The organism is Heliobacterium mobile, assembly GCF_009720735.1.
Taxonomy (GTDB): Bacteria; Bacillota; Desulfitobacteriia; order Heliobacteriales; family Heliobacteriaceae; genus Heliobacterium; species Heliobacterium mobile.
Genome location: NZ_WNKU01000017.1, coordinates 46122 through 67157 on the forward strand (window position 1 = coordinate 46122; position 21036 = coordinate 67157).

Annotated in this window: 15 protein-coding genes; 13 read left to right on the forward strand and 2 right to left on the reverse strand. The window is 50.8% G+C overall.

Going from position 1 to position 21036, the window contains the following annotated elements:
* Positions 1-16: 16 nt before the first annotated feature.
* The 7 genes from GJ688_RS13435 to GJ688_RS13465 all read left to right on the forward strand — a co-directional run bounded on the left by GJ688_RS13435 (position 17) and on the right by GJ688_RS13465 (position 6348).
* On the forward strand, positions 17-2113 hold the full coding sequence (locus tag GJ688_RS13435; protein WP_155477070.1) for a sigma 54-interacting transcriptional regulator: 2097 nt from the start codon (positions 17-19) through the stop codon (positions 2111-2113).
* Between the two features lie 225 nt (positions 2114-2338).
* Positions 2339-3337 carry a dihydroxyacetone kinase subunit DhaK gene (dhaK, locus tag GJ688_RS13440; protein WP_170291977.1) on the forward strand — a complete coding sequence of 333 codons (999 nt, stop codon included), beginning with the start codon at positions 2339-2341 and terminating at the stop codon, positions 3335-3337.
* 130 nt (positions 3338-3467) lie between these two features.
* Positions 3468-4109: a dihydroxyacetone kinase subunit DhaL gene (gene dhaL, locus GJ688_RS13445; RefSeq protein WP_170291978.1), complete on the forward strand. Its 642-nt coding sequence runs from the start codon at positions 3468-3470 to the stop codon at positions 4107-4109.
* 3 nt (positions 4110-4112) lie between these two features.
* Entirely contained in the window at positions 4113-4508 is a 396-nt protein-coding gene (dhaM, locus tag GJ688_RS13450; RefSeq protein ID WP_170291979.1) for a dihydroxyacetone kinase phosphoryl donor subunit DhaM, read from the forward strand.
* 19 nt (positions 4509-4527) lie between these two features.
* Positions 4528-4794, forward strand: coding sequence for an HPr family phosphocarrier protein (locus GJ688_RS13455; protein WP_155477071.1), 267 nt, complete (start codon positions 4528-4530; stop codon positions 4792-4794).
* A 211-nt stretch (positions 4795-5005) separates the two neighbouring features.
* Complete coding sequence (locus GJ688_RS13460; protein ID WP_155477072.1) at positions 5006-5776, forward strand: histidinol phosphate phosphatase; 771 nt, start codon at positions 5006-5008, stop codon at positions 5774-5776.
* Positions 5777-5841: 65 nt separating this feature from the next.
* Positions 5842-6348, forward strand: a complete 507-nt coding sequence (locus GJ688_RS13465; protein WP_155477073.1) for a methylated-DNA--[protein]-cysteine S-methyltransferase — start codon at positions 5842-5844, stop codon at positions 6346-6348.
* A gap of 367 nt (positions 6349-6715) precedes the next feature.
* On the opposite strand, the gene GJ688_RS13470 is transcribed toward GJ688_RS13465, so the two are convergent.
* Positions 6716-9451 carry a leucine-rich repeat protein gene (locus GJ688_RS13470; protein WP_155477074.1) on the reverse strand — a complete coding sequence of 912 codons (2736 nt, stop codon included), beginning with the start codon at positions 9449-9451 and terminating at the stop codon, positions 6716-6718.
* 377 nt (positions 9452-9828) lie between these two features.
* Between GJ688_RS13470 and GJ688_RS13475 the strand changes: the two genes are divergently transcribed.
* From GJ688_RS13475 to GJ688_RS13500, 6 genes are all read left to right on the forward strand, one after another.
* A complete protein-coding gene (locus tag GJ688_RS13475; RefSeq protein WP_155477075.1) occupies positions 9829-10614 on the forward strand; it encodes an electron transfer flavoprotein subunit beta/FixA family protein in 786 nt (261 codons plus the stop codon).
* 19 nt (positions 10615-10633) lie between these two features.
* A complete protein-coding gene (locus GJ688_RS13480) occupies positions 10634-11824 on the forward strand; it encodes an electron transfer flavoprotein subunit alpha/FixB family protein (protein ID WP_155477076.1) in 1191 nt (396 codons plus the stop codon).
* 216 nt (positions 11825-12040) lie between these two features.
* Complete coding sequence (locus GJ688_RS13485; RefSeq protein ID WP_155477077.1) at positions 12041-13744, forward strand: methyl-accepting chemotaxis protein; 1704 nt, start codon at positions 12041-12043, stop codon at positions 13742-13744.
* Between the two features lie 186 nt (positions 13745-13930).
* Positions 13931-16945 (forward strand): insulinase family protein, encoded by a 3015-nt coding sequence (locus GJ688_RS13490; protein WP_155477078.1) that lies wholly within the window; start codon positions 13931-13933, stop codon positions 16943-16945.
* A 217-nt stretch (positions 16946-17162) separates the two neighbouring features.
* Entirely contained in the window at positions 17163-19334 is a 2172-nt protein-coding gene (locus tag GJ688_RS13495) for a putative bifunctional diguanylate cyclase/phosphodiesterase (protein ID WP_155477079.1), read from the forward strand.
* Complete coding sequence (locus GJ688_RS13500; RefSeq protein WP_155477080.1) at positions 19331-20416, forward strand: BMP family lipoprotein; 1086 nt, start codon at positions 19331-19333, stop codon at positions 20414-20416. The genes GJ688_RS13495 and GJ688_RS13500 overlap by 4 nt, the downstream gene beginning before the upstream one ends.
* A 48-nt stretch (positions 20417-20464) precedes the next feature.
* Here GJ688_RS13500 and GJ688_RS13505 read toward each other — a convergent pair whose 3' ends face one another.
* Positions 20465-20935, reverse strand: coding sequence for a YaiI/YqxD family protein (locus GJ688_RS13505; RefSeq protein WP_155477081.1), 471 nt, complete (start codon positions 20933-20935; stop codon positions 20465-20467).
* Positions 20936-21036: the final 101 nt, after the last annotated feature.

Genomic DNA, 21036 nt, shown 5'->3' on the forward strand with positions numbered 1-21036 from the left:
AAGGCGGATTGATCGGATGTACGAACAAAAGGTCCTCATCCGGCATGACAAGGGTCTGCACACGCGGGTAGCGGCCATGATCGTCCAAAAATCGAGTGAGCTTCAATCCAGATACCAAGTATCATTATTTCTGCGCTGCCGGGACCGGGAGCGAATCCCGGCGACCAACCTGATGCAGATCGTGACGGCTACCGTCAAAAAAGGGGAAATCGTCTCGGTATCGGCCCAAGGCGACCAAATTCGACCCGCTGTCTGGGAACTGGTACAACTTCTGGAAAGCGATTTTCCCATGTCGAATGGACGGATGCTCAACCAGGTCGATCGGCTCCTGCAGGATAACGCTTTGACGGCGGAACATGTCTTCAGTAGCGTGGCCAATGGGCTCATCGTCACCGACGAAAATGACATCATCACCATCTTTAATCCTGCCGCCGAACGAATCATGGATTTATCGGCGGCGGAGGTCATCGGCAGAAAGGCGGACCAAGTCATTCCCGGTTCGCGGATGCATGTCGTCACAGAGACGCAGGAAGCGGAACTAGGATGCCGTCAAGTCCTCGGCGCTTCGATCATCATCACCAATCGTTCCCCTATCATCGTGGACGGGAAGGTGAAGGGCGCCGTAGCGATTTTCGAGGACATCTCCGTCTTGGACAAAGTGACGGGAGAACTGCAGGAAGTGAAAGAGCTCAAAGAGCGCCTTCAACTCCTGCTAGAATCGGTACAGGACGGCATCTCTGTAGTCAACCGAGAGGGGTACGTCACCTATGTGAACCCGGCCTACGAACGCATGCTCAACAAAGGAAAAGATCTGATCATCGGCCAGAACGTGAGAGAAACATCTCCCGACGGGGCGAGAAGCCGGGCACTGTCGACGGGCAAACCCGTTTCCGGAGAAATCCGGCGCAAGTCTGCTGTCACCGTCATCGCCGATGCCTATCCGATCATCGTCGATGGAGAGGTCACCGGTGTCGTATCGATCGTCAAAGATATCTCCGAAGTGCAGATCTTGATGGAAAAACTGACCCGCCTCGCTGCCCGCGCCGAATACCTGGAACAGGAATTGCAGCGGACCAAAAAACCGGGCAAGGCGTTCGAACACTACATTGGAAAAAGCGGCAAAGTGCTCGATGCCCTGGCGATTGCAGCCAAAGCGGCGGAAGGGCCGTCGACGGTCATCATCCGGGGAGAGAGCGGCACCGGCAAGGAACTGGTGGCCGAAGGCATTCACGCCGCAGGACCTCGTGCAAGGGGACCCTTCATTCGCGTAAACTGCGCCGCCATCCCAGAGAACCTGCTCGAAAGCGAACTCTTCGGCCATGAAAAAGGGGCCTTCACCGGAGCCATCAAGCGAAAGCTGGGCAAGTTTGAGCTGGCTCGTAATGGCGTGATCTTTCTCGACGAAATCGGAGAAATGGATAAAAACATGCAGGTCAAACTGCTCCGGGCGCTGCAGCAAAAAGAGATCACACCTGTGGGCGGAGAGGAGACCCGACGCATCGATGTCAAAATCATTGCGGCCACAAACCAGGACCTCGAGCAAATGGTCGCCGAAGGCCGGTTTCGGGAAGACTTATACTACCGGCTGAACGTGATACCTATTCATCTGCCGCCGTTGCGAGAGCGGCAAGAAGACATTCCCCTCTTGGTGGAGCACTTTATCGGGAAGATAGCCCGGAACTTGGACAAGAAGATCGAAGGGATCAGCCGGGAAGCCTTAGCGATGTTGATGGAGTATCCTTGGCCGGGCAACGTGAGAGAGTTGGAAAACATCATCGAACGGGTGGTCACCTTGACCGATCATGGACAGATTGGCTTAAGCGATCTCCCCGTTTATCTCCGCGAAGCTGGCAAATCGTCGATGCCCTCCTTGCTCGGCGAACCGTCGGTAGTTTCCAAGAGGGAGAGTGAGCCGATAAAAAACGTTGTAGACGATTCATTACCGGCTCTGCTCACCTGGGAGGAATACGAAAAAGAGATCATCGCTTTGGCGTTGAAAAAACATGGCTCCTTCAACGCTGCCGGAAAAGCGCTCGGACTGACCCATAAAACGATCGCGGCGAAAGCGCGCAAGTATGGGATAGAAAAAACGATTGCTTGGGAGAATGGTTAGAACTTGGGGAAATCTATCAAGTGACTACAGCGATGTTGATACTTTTTCCCAAAGGAAGCCTTGTCTGATGCCGTAAAATCCTTGGCACGGTTTTTGCATCTCTACATGAGTAAGTTCGAAAAATTACATAATCACGGAGGTAAAAGATACCTCCCAAAAAGTGCATGAAACATGGATGAAGCACAGAAATTAGAAAACGAACAAGATTGACGGAGGCGATTGTTTGTGAAAAAGGTCATTAACGCACCGGAGCAAGTCGTCGAAGAAATGCTGCAAGGTATCGCTCTCGCCCATCCCCAGTATGTCCGCCGTGTCGAAGGATTCGATGTAATCGTTCGTGCCAATGCGCCTGTAGCTGGCAAAGTAGCTTTAGTCAGCGGCGGCGGCAGCGGTCATGAACCCTCCCATGGCGGTTTTGTCGGTAAAGGCATGCTTGACGGTGCTGTCGCTGGTGCTGTCTTTACTTCGCCGACCCCGGATCAGGTCTACGAAGCGATCAAAGCGGTTGACGGCGGCAAAGGGGTATTGCTCGTCATCAAAAACTACACCGGTGACGTGATGAACTTCGATATGGCCGCAGAGATGGCCGAAGCCGACGGTATCAAAGTGGCCAAAGTTATCGTCAATGACGATGTTGCCGTCGAAAACAGCACCTGGACGACAGGACGGCGCGGCATTGCCGGTACGGTTTTTGTGCACAAAATCGCCGGTGCCAAAGCGGAAACCGGTGCCGACTTAGAAGCGGTCCAACAAGTGGCCGAAAAAGTCATCGCCAATGTTCGCTCCATGGGGATGGCCCTGACCCCGTGCACCGTTCCGGCGGCCGGCAAGCCCGGGTTTACCCTGGCCGAAAATGAAGTCGAAATCGGCCTCGGGATCCATGGTGAACCAGGCACACACCGGGAAGAACTGCGTTCGGCCGATGAAACGACAGCCCACCTGATGGAAAAAATTCTCGCCGACCTCCAGCTCGCTGCCGGCGACGAAGTAGCTGTTCTGGTCAACGGTCTGGGTGCAACTCCTTTAATGGAACTCTATGTGGTCAACCGTAAAGTCCACCAGATCCTCGGTGACGCCGGCATGAAGATTGCCAAGACCTTGGTCGGCAACTACATGACGTCCTTAGAGATGGCCGGATTCTCCATTTCCCTGCTAAAACTGGATGGGGAAACGAAGGAGCTGCTCTTTGCCGCCGCCGATACGCCGGCATTCGTTCAAGTGTAGAATCACCGGATAAGCAACGCCGTGTGCTGATCGTCGCTTGAAATTGGTTATCCAATATTTATCCATCTGATTACATGGCTTTGGACATAAAAAAGTGTGAAAATAAGGCCTTTTTGAAGGAGGTGGCTTCGTGAGTTCATTTACCGTTGCGGCTCTGGAAGCCGTCGCCGATACGATTGTGCAGAACAAGGAATTATTGACCTCGCTCGATGCGGCCATCGGGGATGCCGACCATGGTATCAATATGGCCCGGGGTTTTGAAGCCGTGCGGGTAAAAATTCGTGCGGCGGCTCCAGGGACCGACATCAGCGGATTGTTGAAGCTGACAGGCATGACTCTCATCTCGACAGTCGGCGGAGCTTCCGGCCCCCTTTACGGTACGGCTTTTATGCGGGCCGCGGCAGCGGCCCAGGGCAAAGCGACCCTTGATCCAGACGGGATCACCCAGATCTGGTCGGCTGCGCTTCAGGGAATCAAGGACCGGGGGAAAGCCAGCCGGGGCGAAAAGACGATGCTCGATGCGATGGAGCCGGCCTATGAAGCCTTTGTCGAAGCGGTAAAAGCTGAAAAGAGCCTCGTCGAAAGCCTAGATGCGGCCTGTGAGGCCGCCAAAGAGGGCATCGAGTACACCAAGACGATCATCGCCACCAAGGGACGAGCCAGTTACCTCGGTGAGCGCAGTTTAGGCCATCAAGATCCTGGAGCTACCTCATCTTATCTCATGCTGGCCGCACTGACGGAATTCTGCCGCAGCCAGCAGTTAGGGGCGTAGGTCGTGGTTGGAATTGTAGTTGTTTCCCACAGCGCAAAAGTGGCGGAAGGCATCCGTGAACTAGCACTGCAGATGGCTAAGCCGGAACAAAAGATCATCGCTGCTGGAGGGATGGCCGACGGCTCTATCGGCACCGATGCTATGCGTGTGAGTGAAGCTATCGTGGACGCTATGACCGACGCAGGCGTTATTGTCATGGTTGATCTAGGCAGTGCTGTCCTCAGCACCGACACCGCCTTGGAGATTCTTGACGAAAACCTTCGTGCCCGTGTCCGGATCGCCGATGCACCGATTTTAGAAGGAACTATCGGCGCCGTCGTCGAGGCTTCCGTAGGCAGTCCCTTGGAACAGGTGCTGGCCACCGCCGAAGGCGCCCGGGAAATGCGTAAGTGCCTGTAAACTTGGGAGGTGTTTAAACATGACCGAAATCCAACTGGTACTTACGAATCCGACGGGCCTTCATGCCCGTCCAGCCTCCCAGTTCGTTCAAACAGCATCGAAATTTAAGAGTAAAGTGAAGATCAGCGCAGGCGGCAAGCAAGTAGATGCGAAGAGTATCTTGGGAGTCATGACCATGGGCCTTCGATCGGGGACCGCCTTTACGGTGACCGCCGACGGTGAGGACGAAGTAGAATGTGTGGCCGCCTTGGCGTCGCTCGTCGAAAGCAAATTCGGCGAAGAATAGCTGCTGCCTGTACATCCCAATCGGAGATTACGGAAATAAACCTGTTTGCGTAAAAAAGCACCGGCTTGCGGAAGATTCCCTTCCCGCGAGCCGGTGCTTTTCAGTACAATAAAGAAAGAGAATAGGTGCTTTTTCGCCTGTTGAAGATATAAGCAGCAAGTGGTTCGAGCATTCAGCACCCTTTTCTCACCGTAAAAATAGGAGGTTTCTCATGATTTTTGACTCTCACGTCCATACTCGTTTTTCTACGGATTCGCAGATGCACATCGAAGAGGCTATAGCGAAAGCAGAGAGATTGGATATCGGCATTATCATTACGGAACATATGGACTTGGAATACCCCCAACCGGAGTTTTTCAAATTCAATCTTGACGATTACTTCCAGGAATACGACTGCTACCGAAGTCCCCGTCTGCGACTCGGCGTCGAGATGGGTATGCGCTATGAACTGGCTGATAAGAACCGGGAAATGGCAGTTCACTATCCCTTTGATTTCATCATTGGCTCCGTCCATGTGGTCGACAAGAAGGAGATATATCCAGAGGCCTTTTACCAGGGTCGGTGCAAAAAAGAGGCTTATGACCGGTACTTCGATACCATGTATGGCTGTGTCCAACAGTTCGACTTTGTCGATACGTTAGGTCATATCGACTACATCTGCCGTTATGCAGCCGTAGAGGATCCGGAAATAGACTATGCCGAATTCCGGGATCGCATCGACCCCATCCTGACGCTGCTTGCCGAGCGGGGGCAGGCCATCGAAATCAACTCCCGCCGACTCGATAACCCTAGGGCTGTCGAGTCACTCTTCCCGATCTATCGCCGCTTTCAGGAACTGGGCGGCCAGTGGGTTACGATTGGATCAGACGCTCACAATCCCGTTGACATCGGCCGTCGCCTCGATAAAGCTATCGAACTAGCTGAACGGTGCCGATTACGACCAGTTTGGTTTGATAAACGCAAGCCACAGTTGATGAAGTAACGTTCCGATTCTACACTGAGCGGGAACCTGTTGATATCGATGTGGTGGAATTGGAGGAAGAACCGATGACGGAGATACATCGGGTGTGCTATCCTACGGCCATCGGCCTGTTGGAAATTCAAGGGACTGATGAAGGGATCTTATCGGTGCTGTTTTTGGAAGAGGGAGCTACAGCGACCGAAAATGCAAAGGAAGCGACGGTTCCTGATTGCCTAATCGCTTGTCGGCAGCAACTGGATGAGTATTTCCGGGGAACCCGGAGAGATTTTAACGTAAAACTCAACCCCCAAGGCACCCAGTTTCAGAAACAAGTCTGGCGTAAATTACCGGATATTCCCTTCGGACAGACCGCATCCTATAAGGATATCGCCGAAGCTGTGGGCAATTCCAAGGCGGTCCGAGCCGTCGGGGGAGCCAACAGCCAAAACCCTATCAGCATCATCGTCCCCTGCCACCGTGTCATCGGCAGCAACGGCAAACTGACTGGCTATGCCGGCGGGCTCTGGCGAAAAGAGTGGCTGCTGGCCCATGAACAGAAGGTGCTCACATCCCCAGCAGAATGTCCTCGGTGAGGTACTTAGCGAATACCCCTTCCATTATTCGGAAGGGGTATTTTCTTATTGAAAACCTTTTTTTATCGAAAGCCTTTTGGCATCATCGCTTGTCCCCGAAGGGTCATGAACGTTTTAGAGTCCGAAAGCCTGTTTTATCAAAGGAAAGTAAGCGCTCAATCTTAGGGTACATTTACAAAGAAACCCCCCCGTTATGACTTATCCGTGTCGTACCAGGGGTTCGAATCATACTGGTTATTTTGTTTTTCGACATTGAATCCGGATTTTACGACGACCTAGGCCCTCTTTCACCAATGTCACATCGGCCCACTGCTGCGGTTCGTAATGCGCTTCATTGTTCTGTTTGGTGGTCCTATGTAAACCGAAATTATTTCACTCTCACAGTACATCGTGCAACTTTTCTGCCATCTAAAGTGGTTACAATGATAGTAGCTGACCCCGAACCTATTGGGGTGACTACACCATTTTGATCCACAGTCGCCACAGATGGTTTATTACTTGACCAACTCACTTTATGGTTCGAAGCATATCTTGGCTTTATAGAGGCGCTAAGGGTAACTGGAGCATCTTTTACGGATAAGTTTAGTCGATTTTTATTTAATTTCACATACTTAACTGCAATGCCTGTTACCGTTACTTTGCATTGAGCCTTTTTCTTTCCATCCTGGGTGGTAACCGTGATAATTGCGGTACCGGGAGAGATAGGGGTTACTACACCGTTTTCGTCAACTTCAGCAACGGAAGGTTTGTTGCTTTTCCACAGAACCTTTTTGTTTGAGGCATTTTCGGGGGTTATCTTGGCGACCAGCTTTACTGAATTTCCGCCGCTCCTTGCCGAGAGCTTACTTTTGTTAATTTGAACCGATTTAACATTAATCGGGGAATCGTTATCTACAATCGAAACCCTCGCCTGACTCATTTCTCCTAAAGTAGCTCCCCCCGTGGGATTGCTTAATGAAACTACAGCAACTCTGTCTCCTGTGTAGCTACTGTCATCTAAAAGGGAAATCGGAATGGTTTTGGCGATCTCTCCCTGGAAGAAAGTAAGTTCTCCTGAAATAGTAACATAGTCCGTTCCCGCTTTGGCGGTTTCATCACTGGTTGCGTAATGTATGGTGACCGTTCCATCGCTCCCGTCGGTGCGAGAAACGATGATATTTATACCTGCATCATTTTCTTTTACCGTATACGTTCCAGTATTGAATTGAAGTTTACCAGCATGGGGCAACTCGTTATCTGAGATTGTTAGATTCGCCGTAGTTACCGTGCCCAGCGTTGCCCCGCCCGTGGGACTACTTAATGTTAGGATTGCCGTTCGGTCTCCCCTGTACTCAGCATCATCGATGACAGGGATAGTGAAGGTTTTGCTCGTTTCCCCATAACCAAATGCAATCTCACCGGTTGTTGCGGTATAGTCCTCACCATCTTTTGCAGTCCCATCGTTGGTAGCATAGTGTACAGAGACCGTTCCGTCACTACCATTAATGCGCTCAACTGTAATCGTGGCCGTACCAGCATCCTCAACAATTAAGTACGAAGGCTGACTGAACTGCAGTTGTCCAGGATACCATGACCATCCGCCGCTGGGTGGATTTGGTTCCCATTTCGCATAGAGGGTAATATTCTCCATCACGGTATCGCTTGTGAAATTCCATGGGTTCGTGCAACCAGGTTCCTTATACCAACCGCTAAAGGTATGGCCTGTTCGTGTCGGTTGCGTTGGCGCCGAAATCATACTCCCACTTATGACGTTGGTAATACTCGGTACCGAAGTACCACCTTGGCTGTCGAAAGTTACTGTAGCCGTCCACTTAGCATACAACGTAATGCTGGCCGTACCTATGGTCAACGTAGCATTAGGGGCGTAATCGGTCCCTCTACCATCCGCTGCGGTGTTCCACCCGTCTAAGGTAAAACCAGCCTTTACTAGATGTCTGGTATTCCTCAGGACGGTGGCGCTTTCTCCCTGCATATAGCCGTTGCTATCTGAGGGAACGCTACCGCCCGTATTACCGTTGCCATCATAATTAACTGAGTAATAAGTAACGGGCATTGTTGTATAAACCAAGGTTAAGGTTTCGTATCCGGTAACACCGTCTGGAAAGTAGATTTGTAGGTTCGAACTGCAACCTTGAAATGTATCTATTGAGAAAACAGGTGGATCTCCTAGAAACTTGACCGTCGATAGGCTACTACAACCATTAAAAACATTGTTTCCAAGATGAGTGACACTGGCGGGAATGGTTACACTCCTTAAACCAGTACAATCCATAAATGTATAGTCAATAATGCTGGTTACACCATCAGGAATGTTTATAACTGTAAGGCTACTGCAACCCTGAAACGTGTGGCTTTCAATATTAGTAACACTATCTGGAATATACACACTAGCAAGTCTGCTACAACCCCAAAAAGCAAAGTCTCCAATACTGGTTACGCCATCAGGAATGATTATACTCGTCAGTCCGTTACAACCCCAGAAAGCACTGAAGCCAATTCTCGTAACTCCGTTAGGTATAATGTGCGGACCCGTTTTATTGGGAGGATACCAAATCAAAGTAGTCCCTAATTTGTCGTACAGGATTCCGTCAACATTCGAATAAGCTGGATTCATGCTACTTACATATATAGATTGCAGGTCGCTACATCCTCCAAAGGCACCACCGCCAATGCTTATTACGCTGTCAGGAATGGTTATACTCGTTAGGCTGGTGTTCATAAATGCACCGCTATCAATACTGGTTAATCTACTATCACTTGGAATGGACACACTCGTTAAATCGGTGCAGTCTAAAAAAGCACTATAACCAATTCTGGTTACGCTGGCAGGGATAGCTACGCTCGTTAGTCCGTCACAACCCTGAAATGCATTGTTATCAATTTCAGATACCCTATGACCATCCATCGTATCTGGGATCGAAATAGAACCACCCAAACCAGAATAACCCGTAATTACGGCTGCATTATTATCAAGTCTGAAGGTGTAGTCACCGTATGTATCCGCATATGAGATATTTGAACCTGACTGAAAGATAAGCAAGGTAAGAATCATCAGGAATACAAAACGTGCTAATCTAACAGACCACCTTGTAAGTTTATACACCAGCTACACATCCTTAACGTGCCTTCTATTACTATAGGCAATTTCTATAGAAATTACCCTTTTCCTTTCTTGTAGTGCATTGTAAACATTTAATCTTAGAATGCATTTACAAAAAGAACCCCCGGTATGACTTATTCTTGTCGTACCAGGGGTTCGCTCTCTCGTGGTTTCGGCTAACTGACCATGCACTGGTAGATTAAGCGCTTACAAAGGAAAAGAATAAAAAGTAATTTGGAAAGTAGAGCAAACCCAGCATCTATTTGAGAATGTATGACACGTTAGGAGGACTTTTCATCATATGGATTGAATGAATGATAGCAAAGAATCATCGGACCTGCCCGTAAGGGATCGTCCGGTTCGTTGGGAGGTCAACCTGAATGGAGATCATCGTCTGTATCAAACAGGTCCCCGATACGACAGAAGTGAAAATCGATCCAGCAACGAACACCCTCATCCGCCAAGGCGTCCCGAGCATCGTCAACCCTTATGACAAATACGCCTTGGAAGCGGCGCTGCAACTCAAAGCTAAACATGGCGGCCAGGTGACGGTCATCTCCATGGGACCGCCTCAAGCCCAAGAAGCATTAAAAGAATGTATCGCCATGGGTGCGGATCGGGCCGTATTGCTCAGTGACCGGTCCTTCGGCGGCGCCGACACCTTGGCCACCAGCTATACACTGGCCGCCGGCATCCGTAAACTGGGGCGCTTTGATCTGATCCTTTGTGGCAAACAAGCCATCGATGGGGACACGGCCCAGGTGGGCCCCGAATTGGCGGAGCAATTGGAGATCCCCCTGATCAGCCATGTGGCGAAGATCGACCTAGAGGGGGAGCAGGTCACCGTCGAACGGGAACAAGAAGAGAGTTATGCTGTCATCAACGCCGCGCTGCCCCTCGTCGTTACCGTTACCAAAGCCGCCTATAAACCGCGTTTGCCGAATATGAAAGGAATCATGCGGGCGAAACGGACCGAAATCCCCATATATACGATGGCCGATCTGGACGTAGATGAACAGAAACTGGGATTAAAGGGATCGCCCACACAGGTACGCCACATTTTCGCCCCCAAACAACGAGTTCAAGGGCAAATGATCCATGCCGACAGCCCGCAGCAAGCGGCAGCTAAGCTGGTCGAAAAACTGATGGAATCGAAAATCATCTGAACAAGGGGGACCTTTCCATATGGCCATTCGCCTGATCGACGAAAAATGCACCGGCTGCGGGGCCTGCGAAAGCCAGTGCCCCTTTGGCGCGATCGTGATAGATGATAGCAAAGCTCGCTTCACCGAGAGCTGTACCCATTGTGGCGCCTGTGTCAGCGCTTGTCCCTTCGAAGCCATCGTCAGGGAAGAGGAATCACCGAAAAAGACCGATGAAAACATGGATTATCGCGGACTCTGGGTCTTTATCGAACAAGACCAGGGCCAAAGTCGCAGCGTATCCTTTGAACTGCTCGGGGAAGGCCGTAAATTAGCCGATGCCATGGGGCAGGAACTGGCTGCCGTCGTCATCGGCGACCGAGTGGAGGCACTGATCCGGGAGGCCGTCGCATCTGGTGCGGATAAGGTCTACGTCGTCGAAGGATCGGAATACAGCCATTACGATTCTGACGCCTATACGAAGGCATTGACCGATCTGGTGAACACATACCGACCGAATGTGCTCTTGCTTGGAGCGACCATCAACGGCCGAGACCTTGGTCCCCGCGTCGCCTGCCGCGTCGAAACAGGACTGACGGCAGACTGTACCGAACTGGGTGTCGATGCAGAGACGGGTTTGGTCGCTTGGACACGGCCTGCCTTTGGCGGCAACATCATGGCGACCATCTTATGCCCGAATCACCGCCCCCAAATGGGTACCGTACGGCCGAACGTTTTTAAGCGGCCCGCCATAGATTACAGCCGGACTGGTGAAATCATAAGAGTGCCGAGCAAAGTGAGGCTGGCTGACTTGCGAACCACCCTCATGAACGTGGTCAACGCCTGCACGGCGGCCTGTAACTTGGAAGAAGCGGAGATCATCGTCTCGGGCGGCCGCGGCATGGGCAAGCCGGAAAACTTCCAGGTCATCGAACAACTAGCTCGGGTGCTCGGGGGTGCTGTAGGAGCCTCACGAGCCGTCGTCGATGCCGGTTGGATGCCCCATCCCCATCAAGTCGGACAGACCGGCAAAACCGTCAGTCCGAAAATATATTTTGCCTGCGGTATTTCCGGTGCCGTCCAGCATCTTGCCGGGATGTCATCATCAGACATCATCGTGGCCGTGAACAAAGATCCGGAAGCACCTATCTTCAAAGTCGCCGATTTTGGCATCGTCGGCGATGTGCTGGAAATTCTGCCGGCTATGATCAAAGAATTTGAGAAGTGCAAATAACCTTGAGAAGAGGGTGGAAGACCATCCTCTTTTGCTTTTTAAACAGGCTACCTTGCATACCGCGACAACGAAAGAAAATTTAAAACAGGACAAGGATTTTATTACTTTTTTATAGAAATAACAGATTGCATAAAGTGAAAGTTTCGACAAGGTACATAATTGGGAAAAGCGCTCGATTCGTACCGACCAACGTAACAACATAATGGAGGAGAAAAGATGAACAAAAAGCGCTGGCCATTATTCGTACAAATTATGGCGATCTCTTTGACGTCTATCAGCTTATGTATGGTCATGCTGGGAGACGTGATTTACAGCTATTTGAAAACGACGGATCAGTTTGAGCAGACCTTCACTCGGACAGCCACACGGACCTTTGACATTCAAGATGCACACCAGGCCTTTACGGGAGCCCTCCTGGATATACGTGGATTTTTGTTTTACCCCGACGGAGCTGATGTCTATGAAAAAGGTTACCGGGAAAAGATCGCTAATAGCCTTCGCTTAGTCCAAAAGTTTACCAGCGGTGCAAATCACTCCGATGTTCGAGAAGAAGGAGCCTTAACGGAAAAAGAGATCACCGATTACATCAGCTTTGGTGACCGGTTAATTGCGGCAAAAAAAGCGAACGATCCTAATTTGTCTCAACTGACGACGGAAGGTCGGAAACTGGTAGTCCAAATCAATGGACAATTTGACAAGCTTAGTGACCTGCAGCGCAACAAGTATATGGTGGCCAATACAGAGGCGATGATCAAAGAAACGCGGCAGCAAATGAATGTTACCCTAATTTTCACCGTTATCATTCTCGTAGCGGCCGTGACCATTAGCTACTGGTACGGGCGAACGATGACCCGGCGCATCATCAATGTCAGTCGGGACTTGGCCATGGTCGGTAAATTAGATTTAACGGGTGCCGATGTTTTGCCTACTCGAAACGACGAGATTGGCGATATGGGATCAATCATCATCAACATGAAAAAGTCTCTAAAAGATATCGTCGCTCACCTAATGAGCGGGTCTGAGACCGTCGCTGCGTCCAGCGTGCAACTGAGTGCCGGTATGGAGCATCAGTCCCGGGCAACGGTCAAAGTGTTTGGAAGTATGGCGGAGATCTCATCGGGTATGTCCCAGAGTGCGGACAACGTCACGAGTATATCGGCTGTTGTTCAGGAAGTCTCTGCAGGGGCGGAAGAAATGAGTGCCACCATAACGGAACTGGCCGCAAACACCCAGAAAGCGACGGAGGAAGCCAACAGCGGTATGTCTATGCTGGAAGAAGTTGTTTCCCAGAACGAGACGATCGGCCGAGCCATGCAAGATATCATCGCTGTCACAGACGTTCTAGCTCGAGAATCGGGCAACATCAAAGGCATCGTTACGGTCATCACCAGCATTGCCGACCAGACCAATCTGTTGGCTTTGAATGCGGCCATCGAGGCTGCCCGCGCCGGTGAGGCCGGTCGAGGCTTTGCCGTTGTAGCCGAAGAGGTGCGTAAACTAGCTGAGCAGTGTTCTACCGCTTCGAAAAATATTGAAGAAATCATCACCAATATGAGCAAAGAGATCGATTATGAGGTTCAAACGGTCGAGCGGGCCAATACAGAAGCGCAAAAGGGAAGAGAGTCTGCCATACGCACTCGGCAAGGGTTCCAGTCGATTTTGCAGAAACTGACGACCATCACCAAGGGTCTGGAAGAAGTCGTGACAGCCGTGGATGAGACGGCTAAGGGAACCCAATCCATCGCTGAAAGTATTCAGTCTGTCAGCGCCGTCGTAGAAGAGACGAGCGCCATGACACAATCGGTCGCCATTTCGATCGATGAGCAAAGCACCGGTATGCAGACGATCAATAACAACGCGGAAGGCCTAGCCAATCTGGGGAAGGATTTAAAAGATTTGGCCTACAAATTCAGAGTATAAGCCGACATCGCGTCATTCAAAGATGTTCCATATGGAAGCTCGACAAGTCCGAATTTTTTCGGGCTTGTTTACATTTATGTTCATTTAAGGAAGGAGGCAGCCTCTGCTTCTCTTTTTGCATGAAGGAACGACAGGGAGAGATGTGGAAGATAGAGCTTACATTCTTCGGCATAAAGGGGGTACGGAATGACAACCATCTGGAAAAAGCCTGTAAAGACGAATTCGCGAAAAAGAAGAGGTGTACAGCACCTAAGCCTGCTTCTTCTCTTCGTCCAACTTGTTTTGTTTATCACACCAGCCAGTGCGGCCGCTTTATCGAATCTCAAAGATTTCCCTCTTTCGTCGGGATTTGAACTTGTTGACGAGCGACCGGTAAAGGATCTCAACGCCACCGGTAAATGGTACCGCCATCGCAAAAGCGGCGCCCAGGTCTATTACCTGCAAAACGACGACGACAATAAGGTCTTCTCCATCGGTTTTCGCACGCCCGCACCGGATGACAGCGGAATCCCTCATATCATTGAGCACTCTGTCTTTTGCGGATCCCGGAAATATCCCGTCAATAACATGTTGAGCCAGATCCAAAAGGGATCGGTCAACACCTTTGCCAATGCTTTTACTACGTCCGATAAGACCTTCTTCCCTGTAGCCAGCAAAAATGAAAAAGAACTGCGCAACCTGATGGATGTCTATCTAGATGCCGTCTTCCATCCGAACTTTTATCAATCTCCGGAGATCTTTTGGCAGGAAGGCGGACACTTCGAACTGGCAAGTCCTGCCGACGTACCGGTATACAATGGCATCGTCTACAATGAGATGAAAAGTCACTACACGGCAGTAGACAACCGCCTCGATCGGGCGATCCTAAAATCGCTCTTTCCCGATACCTCCTACAGCCGTGACGCCATGGGTGATCCCAAGGAGACGTCGAAGCTGACCCGGGACAAGCTGCTGGCGTACCACCAGACTTATTATCACCCCTCGAACAGTTTCATCTTTCTTTACGGGAATCTGAACATTGACGACACGCTGAAGTTTCTCGATGAGGAATACCTGCGCGATTACGACCAAAAGCAAGTCGATGCTTCGATTCCGCTACAGACGCCCTTTGAAAAGCGGCGCACAGTCACCGGCGAATATCCCTTACCCACTAAGGAGGACAGGGACGAAAATACATACCTCAGTTTGAACTATGGAATCAACGAGCCGTTAAGCTCGGAACTGATCCTCACCATGACAATCGTAGATCGCCTCTTGATGGGAACGGCCACCTCGCCCGTGAAAACGACCTTGTTGGGATCCGGTATCGGTAAAAACGCCTACAGCTTTCTGCTGGCCGATATCAAACAGCCCGTATATAGCATCATCGCTGAAAAGGTCCGCGATGAACAGGTTCCCTTTTTTGAATCGACTGTGGAAAAAACCCTTCGGAACTTAGTCCGTCAGGGTATTGACCGGGAGCAACTGCAAACGATCATAGATATGGTGGAATATGAAATACGAGAAAGCCAAGCGGGGGCATCTCGGGGTCTGCTGTACAATCAACTCGTCCTCAATAGTTGGATGAATGGTGGTCACCCTGCAGCACTGTTGAAAGTGGAAGAGGCGCTGGCGAAAATCAAGCAAGGAGCCTCATCAGGATACTTCGAACAGTTCATCGAAGAGCACCTGCTGAATAATCTCTATAGCTCTCTAGTCGCTTTAAAACCGGTCTCGGCTGCCGGAAAAGAGGAACCTCTCAAAACGGCTTTAACCGATGCAGAAAAAGAAATTCTTTTCAGACAACAAAAAGAGCTGCAAGACTGGCAGTCCAAGGCAAAGTCTTCCGAGAACATCCCCCGGCTGACCTTGAAAGAAATTAATCGCCAAGCCCAAGTCCTTCCCTTGGAGGAGCGGACAGAAGCAGGAGTCAAGGTGCTCTTTCACCAGCTCTTTACCAATGGCATCGCCTATGTGGACCTTTATTTCGATACGCAGGATGTCCCTCAGACTCAACTGCCCTACCTATACCTGCTGGCAGAGATGCTGGGGAATGTGAGCACCGATCACCGAAATTACAGGATGATAGACCAGGAACTGAACGAACATACAGGCGGATTGGCCGTCGTGCCCGATACCTTCCCGCACTATAAAAAAGGAGAATTAATCACACCGAAACTGCTCGTGAGCATCAGCGCTGTGGCCGATCAAGTCCCAGCCGCATTAGAATTGCTGGGGGATATGGCTGGACACAGCCGCTTTGACGACGAACGACGACTGCGGGAGATTCTCCATCAGATCCGCACACATCGCGAGAGTGCCCTTTACGAAGCGGGAGAGTCACTCGCACTCGGCCGGCTGCAATCATTCCTATCGCCGGCAGGGCAATATGACGAACAGGGCGGATACAGCTACAGTCGGTTCATCGTGGATTTGGACGACCATTTTGATACCAAGGTCGCTGAAATCCGCCGGAACCTGAAACAAGTGGCCCAGCGGGCGCTGAACAAAGAAGGATTGATCATCAGTGTGACCACGGGTGATAAAGAGTATCCGCTCTTTCAACAGAACGTAGGTCGGCTCGTTAGTGCCTTAGAATCTCAGCACTTTTCGCCGGAGACGTATCACTTCCAAAAGGCCGACAAAAAGGAAGCCTTCATCACAGCGTCGGAAGTGTACGTCGTAGCACAAGGGATAGACTACCGCGAGACAGGTCGGCAATACAACGGTCACATGGAGGTATTGCGCAACGTACTTGACCATGGATATCTCTGGGAGCGTCTGCGTATGAAAGGAGGTGCCTACGGTGCCTTTAGCCAAATTGATGACGGGGGGACCATTTCGCTCTGCTCCGTGGACGATCCTAATGTCAAAGAAACCATCGACGTATACGCTCAGACGGGCGAGTTTTTACGGCGTTTTCAGCCCGGTGAACAGGAAATGACCAGTTACATTATTGGCGCTATCGGGGTTATGGATGACCTGTTAGAACCTTGGGAAAAAGGGCGGGTGGCGGCAGCCCGCTACATCCGGGGATTGCGTCAACAGGATATCCAGCAGGTTCGCGAAGAAATTTTATCGACGAGCCCTCAAGATATCCGGAACTTCGCACCGTTGATGGACGCTTTCCGCAGAGCACGGAACCTGACTGTCGTCGGTAATGGAGAGAAAATTATGCAAAACCAGGACTCCTTTGACAGCGTAGTCGATATTTTCAAATAAAGCGGCTACAACCTGAAGGGATTTGGCGGTACATGCAGAAGAAGTCCTTTGTCGCCGCTAGTAAATAGAAAAAAAGGAACTTTACTAAGATGCATTAAATGGATTTTAGGGGATTGTTCTACAAGCAGAGGTGGGGCGGTACGCTTGAAACAAAGCGGATAACCGATTCCACCTTTTTGCATACCTTGTGTTGGAATCGGGTTAGGGAGTTGGGGCGATGAAACTGCTGCGGGATATGAAGATGGCCTACAAGTTGGTAAGCTTTTTTCTGCTCATGGCTTTGTTGCTCGGCGGGGTAGGTTCCGTCGGTTACTACACAAGTCAGGAGATCTCCGGGAACATGCAGGTCATGTACCATGAACGCATTGTGCCTATGCACCTGATGGACACTTGCCGCTCCCAAATCCATGAAGTAGAGGCCCTGAGCATGCAGCTTCTCCTTGCCCCTGTCAACCAATCCGATGAAAACAACCTGATGCTTCGTGCGAGCGAGCGATTGACAGTCATTGATAACTTGCTGCATACCTTTGAAGAGAGACCCTTGGACAACCAAGAGCGAATATGGCTGGACCAACTCCGGCAGGAGCTCGCTTCGTATCAGGAAGAACGTGCCCAAGCTTTAGCATTGCTGACCGCAGGCCGGCATCAGGAGGCTTTTGAACATTACCAGAACTATGGGGCGGTTCATTTAGATAATGCGGATGCTCTGCTGCGCGTATTAAGCGATCATGTCACGGGAGTCGCTGCCATACAAAGCCGGCAAGGCGAACAGACGGCCTTCCTTTCTGCGGTCACGATCATCGCCATTTCGTCGCTGGCTGTCCTATTGGCCTTGCTTTCGGGGATGTCACTCAATCGGTTGATCACGAAACCATTAAAATCCATGTTGACTGAAGTGGAAAAGGTAGCTGCCGGTGATTTATCTGGCTTGGAAAGCCAGGTTCCCGCAAAGACAAAAGATGAGATAGGCAAACTGGCTATCGGCTTTAACCAGATGGCCCGGAGCTTAAACGAATACCTAAAGCAGTTGGAAGCAAAAAACAGGGAGATTCACTATCAGGCCTATCATGATTCTTTAACGGAACTGGCCAACCGTCGAAAGTTTCAGGATCGACTGCAAGACCTCCTAAAGAACGAAGCCTTAAGGGTTATGGCCATTCTTTTTATCGATCTCGACCGTTTTAAGGACATTAACGACACGATGGGGCATAGCACAGGCGATATGCTGCTTAAAGCGGTGGCCCGCCGTCTGATTCATTGTTTGCCCGGAGCCGATACAGTGGCTCGACTCGGCGGCGATGAGTTTACCGTCATTTTAGTGGAACCCCGGGATAATTGCGTCATCGAAAAGGTTTGTGAGTCGGTCATGCAATCTATCGCTCATCCATTTGTCCTCAAAGGACATGAATATTACATTGCTGCCAGTATTGGCATCAGCCTGTACCCGGTAGACGGCGATAATGCAGAGACTCTTGTTCGTGCCGCCGATACGGCCATGTACCAGGCCAAGCAGAAAGGGAGAAACAACTACCAGTTCTTCACCTCGTGTATGCACGACGCCATCGCCAACCGGCTTACCTTGGAGAAATATTTGCGCAAAGCTGTCGAATTGAATGAAATGGAATTGTTCTATCAACCGAAAGTATGTCTAGAAACAGGGCGTATTATGGGAATGGAAGCGCTCCTTCGCTGGAATCACCCGAAGCTCAAGCTCATTTCACCGACGGAGTTCATTCCTATCGCCGAGGAAACCGGCATGATCCTCGCCTTGGGAGAGTGGGCCTTGGTAGAGGCTTGCCGGCAAACGAAATCCTGGCAAGAAGCGGGGCTGCCGTTCTTGCGGGTCGCTGTTAACTTGTCGCCGAACCAGTTTCACCAACCGGACCTGCCTGAACAGATCCGCTGGATCCTCGAAGATACAGGTTTAGATCCGCAGTGGCTGGAGTTGGAGATCACCGAGAACATCTTGATGGATAAAACGGCCGATACCTTAAACACGCTGCAACAACTGAAATCGATCGGTGTCTGTATCTCCTTGGACGATTTTGGAACAGGCTATTCCTCCTTTAGCTACCTCAAGGGATTTCCTATCGACTGCCTGAAAATAGATCGCACTTTCATTCAAGATATACCCCGGAGCCCGAAAGATGCCAATATCGCCAGCGCCATGATTCGATTGGCCCGAAACTTGAATATGATCGTCGTGGCAGAAGGCGTGGAGACAAAAGAACAACTAGCCTTTTTACAAAACCACCAATGTCACGTAGCCCAAGGCTACATCTTTAGCGAGCCCCTTTCCGTATCGGCTTTTGAGAACCTGATAGAAAAAGGCCGGTATCGGCTCGTGAAAGCGTTGAAAGAAGAAGGCCAGAAGGGGGGCTATTCGTGAAGCGAGAACATACTAGAACTGGTTGGCCGATGGGATGGGTCATGATCGTCCTGAACATGGGCCTTTTAATCTTTTTGACCGGATGTCTCCCTCAGGCTCCGGTGAACCCCAGCAGCTTGAAGGTCACCCTACTCCATGATCCCGGTGGCAGGGGTGACCGTGCCTTCAACGATATGGCCTCAAACGGCGCAGATTGGGCCAAGACGGAATTTGGCGATCGGGTGAATCTCCAAACTTATGCCGTCTCCAACGGCGGTGACAACAGGGAACTGTTATTGAAGCTACAGGGGGAAAGTAAAACGAATCTGGTCATCTGCGCCAGCTACACCTTCGCAAAACCGGTTCAAGAAGTGGCGAAAGACTTTCCCGAGACAACCTTTGTCGTGATTGACGGCTACATCCCTGATTTGCCGGATGACGGTAACATTCTGTGCCTTCGCTTTCGGGAACAGGAGGGGTCCTATCTGGTAGGCGCTGCCGCGGCTATACAGAGTACGACGGGAAAGGTCGGCTTTATCGGCGGTGCTGATAATGACGTCATTCAAAAGTTTGAAGCGGGTTTTGTTGCCGGCGCCCACGCCATCGATCCTGCCATCACCGTCTTGATCGATTACATCGGACCAGATGTGAAAGCCTTTCAAAACCCTAACCGGGCCGAGGAGTTAGCACTCCATCAATACGACTTTGGCGCAGATGTGATCTACACGGCGGCCGGCGGGTCAGGTGCCGGTGTGATCAAGGCTGCGGAAGCTCGCAAGAAGCTGGTGATCGGCGTCGATTCGGATCAATCGCTGATGGTGTCGCCGGGACAGCGCCCGTACATCCTCACCAGCATGATTAAACGGGTCGACTTGGGTGTCTACGAGATCATTAAAGCCGCCCTTCAAGGAGAATTGAAAGGCGGCTACATGGAACTGGGCCTTACCGAAAATGGTGTTGGTTATGCCGTAAACGAGTATAACCAGGCGATGGTAGGACCGATGAATCGCCGGTTGGAAGCCATTCAGAACGATATCGTCAGCGAAAGTATACAAGTACCGGACGAACCGACAGGCCTCAGGCGCTCCGCAAGGGGAATATAAGTATTTCAAAAAAAGCAAGTACACCTGCCATCGCACAGGAGGAGCCGTTTACCTGCAATCATTCGGCTTCTTCAGAATCAACGACTGTTTTCGCTGCAATATCTTTTCCAGACACTGGGCGAAGCGCTGATCATCATCGGCGCTTCTTTTTTTCGGCCCCTTTGTCCGTCCGCCACCTCGGCGAAAGCGGGCTTTCATCTCCCGTTCTTCCAACATAAACTCGATGTTGTCGCTCTGGTATTCACGCCCGCCCGGACTCATACAGTGAACCTGTTTTCCCAGCAGCATCGCCGCCAGTCCCCAGTCTTGCGTGACGGCCACATCGCCCGCTTCGGACAGGTTCATCATCTTGATATCTGTCTCCTGGGGACCGCCGCCTACAGTGACATGATTCTCCGAATCAATCTGGTGACGGTAACTGGCCACCGTCCATACAGGAACATCATACCTTCTCCCAAGCAGCAAACATATCTGCAGCACTGACCGAGGGCAGGCATCGGCATCGATAATAATTTTCATGGGTACCTCCGCAAGCATCGTAGTGAATCAAAAGGAGCAATTCTTCTGCCGTAAACAACCAAAATGATCAATGGCGTAATTAGTGAAATAAAGCATTTGGG

Excerpts from the sequence above, each read along its gene's own strand:
- GJ688_RS13435 (WP_155477070.1), top strand. The coding sequence starts at position 17 with ATGTACGAACAAAAGGTCCTCATCCGGCATGACAAGGGTCTGCACACG.
- GJ688_RS13455 (WP_155477071.1), top strand. The coding sequence starts at position 4,528 with ATGACCGAAATCCAACTGGTACTTACGAATCCGACGGGCCTTCATGCC.
- GJ688_RS13460 (WP_155477072.1), top strand. The coding sequence starts at position 5,006 with ATGATTTTTGACTCTCACGTCCATACTCGTTTTTCTACGGATTCGCAG.
- GJ688_RS13465 (WP_155477073.1), top strand. The coding sequence starts at position 5,842 with ATGACGGAGATACATCGGGTGTGCTATCCTACGGCCATCGGCCTGTTG.
- GJ688_RS13475 (WP_155477075.1), top strand. The coding sequence starts at position 9,829 with ATGGAGATCATCGTCTGTATCAAACAGGTCCCCGATACGACAGAAGTG.
- GJ688_RS13480 (WP_155477076.1), top strand. The coding sequence starts at position 10,634 with ATGGCCATTCGCCTGATCGACGAAAAATGCACCGGCTGCGGGGCCTGC.
- GJ688_RS13485 (WP_155477077.1), top strand. The coding sequence starts at position 12,041 with ATGAACAAAAAGCGCTGGCCATTATTCGTACAAATTATGGCGATCTCT.
- GJ688_RS13490 (WP_155477078.1), top strand. The coding sequence starts at position 13,931 with ATGACAACCATCTGGAAAAAGCCTGTAAAGACGAATTCGCGAAAAAGA.
- GJ688_RS13495 (WP_155477079.1), top strand. The coding sequence starts at position 17,163 with ATGAAACTGCTGCGGGATATGAAGATGGCCTACAAGTTGGTAAGCTTT.
- GJ688_RS13505 (WP_155477081.1), bottom strand. The coding sequence starts at position 20,935 with ATGAAAATTATTATCGATGCCGATGCCTGCCCTCGGTCAGTGCTGCAG.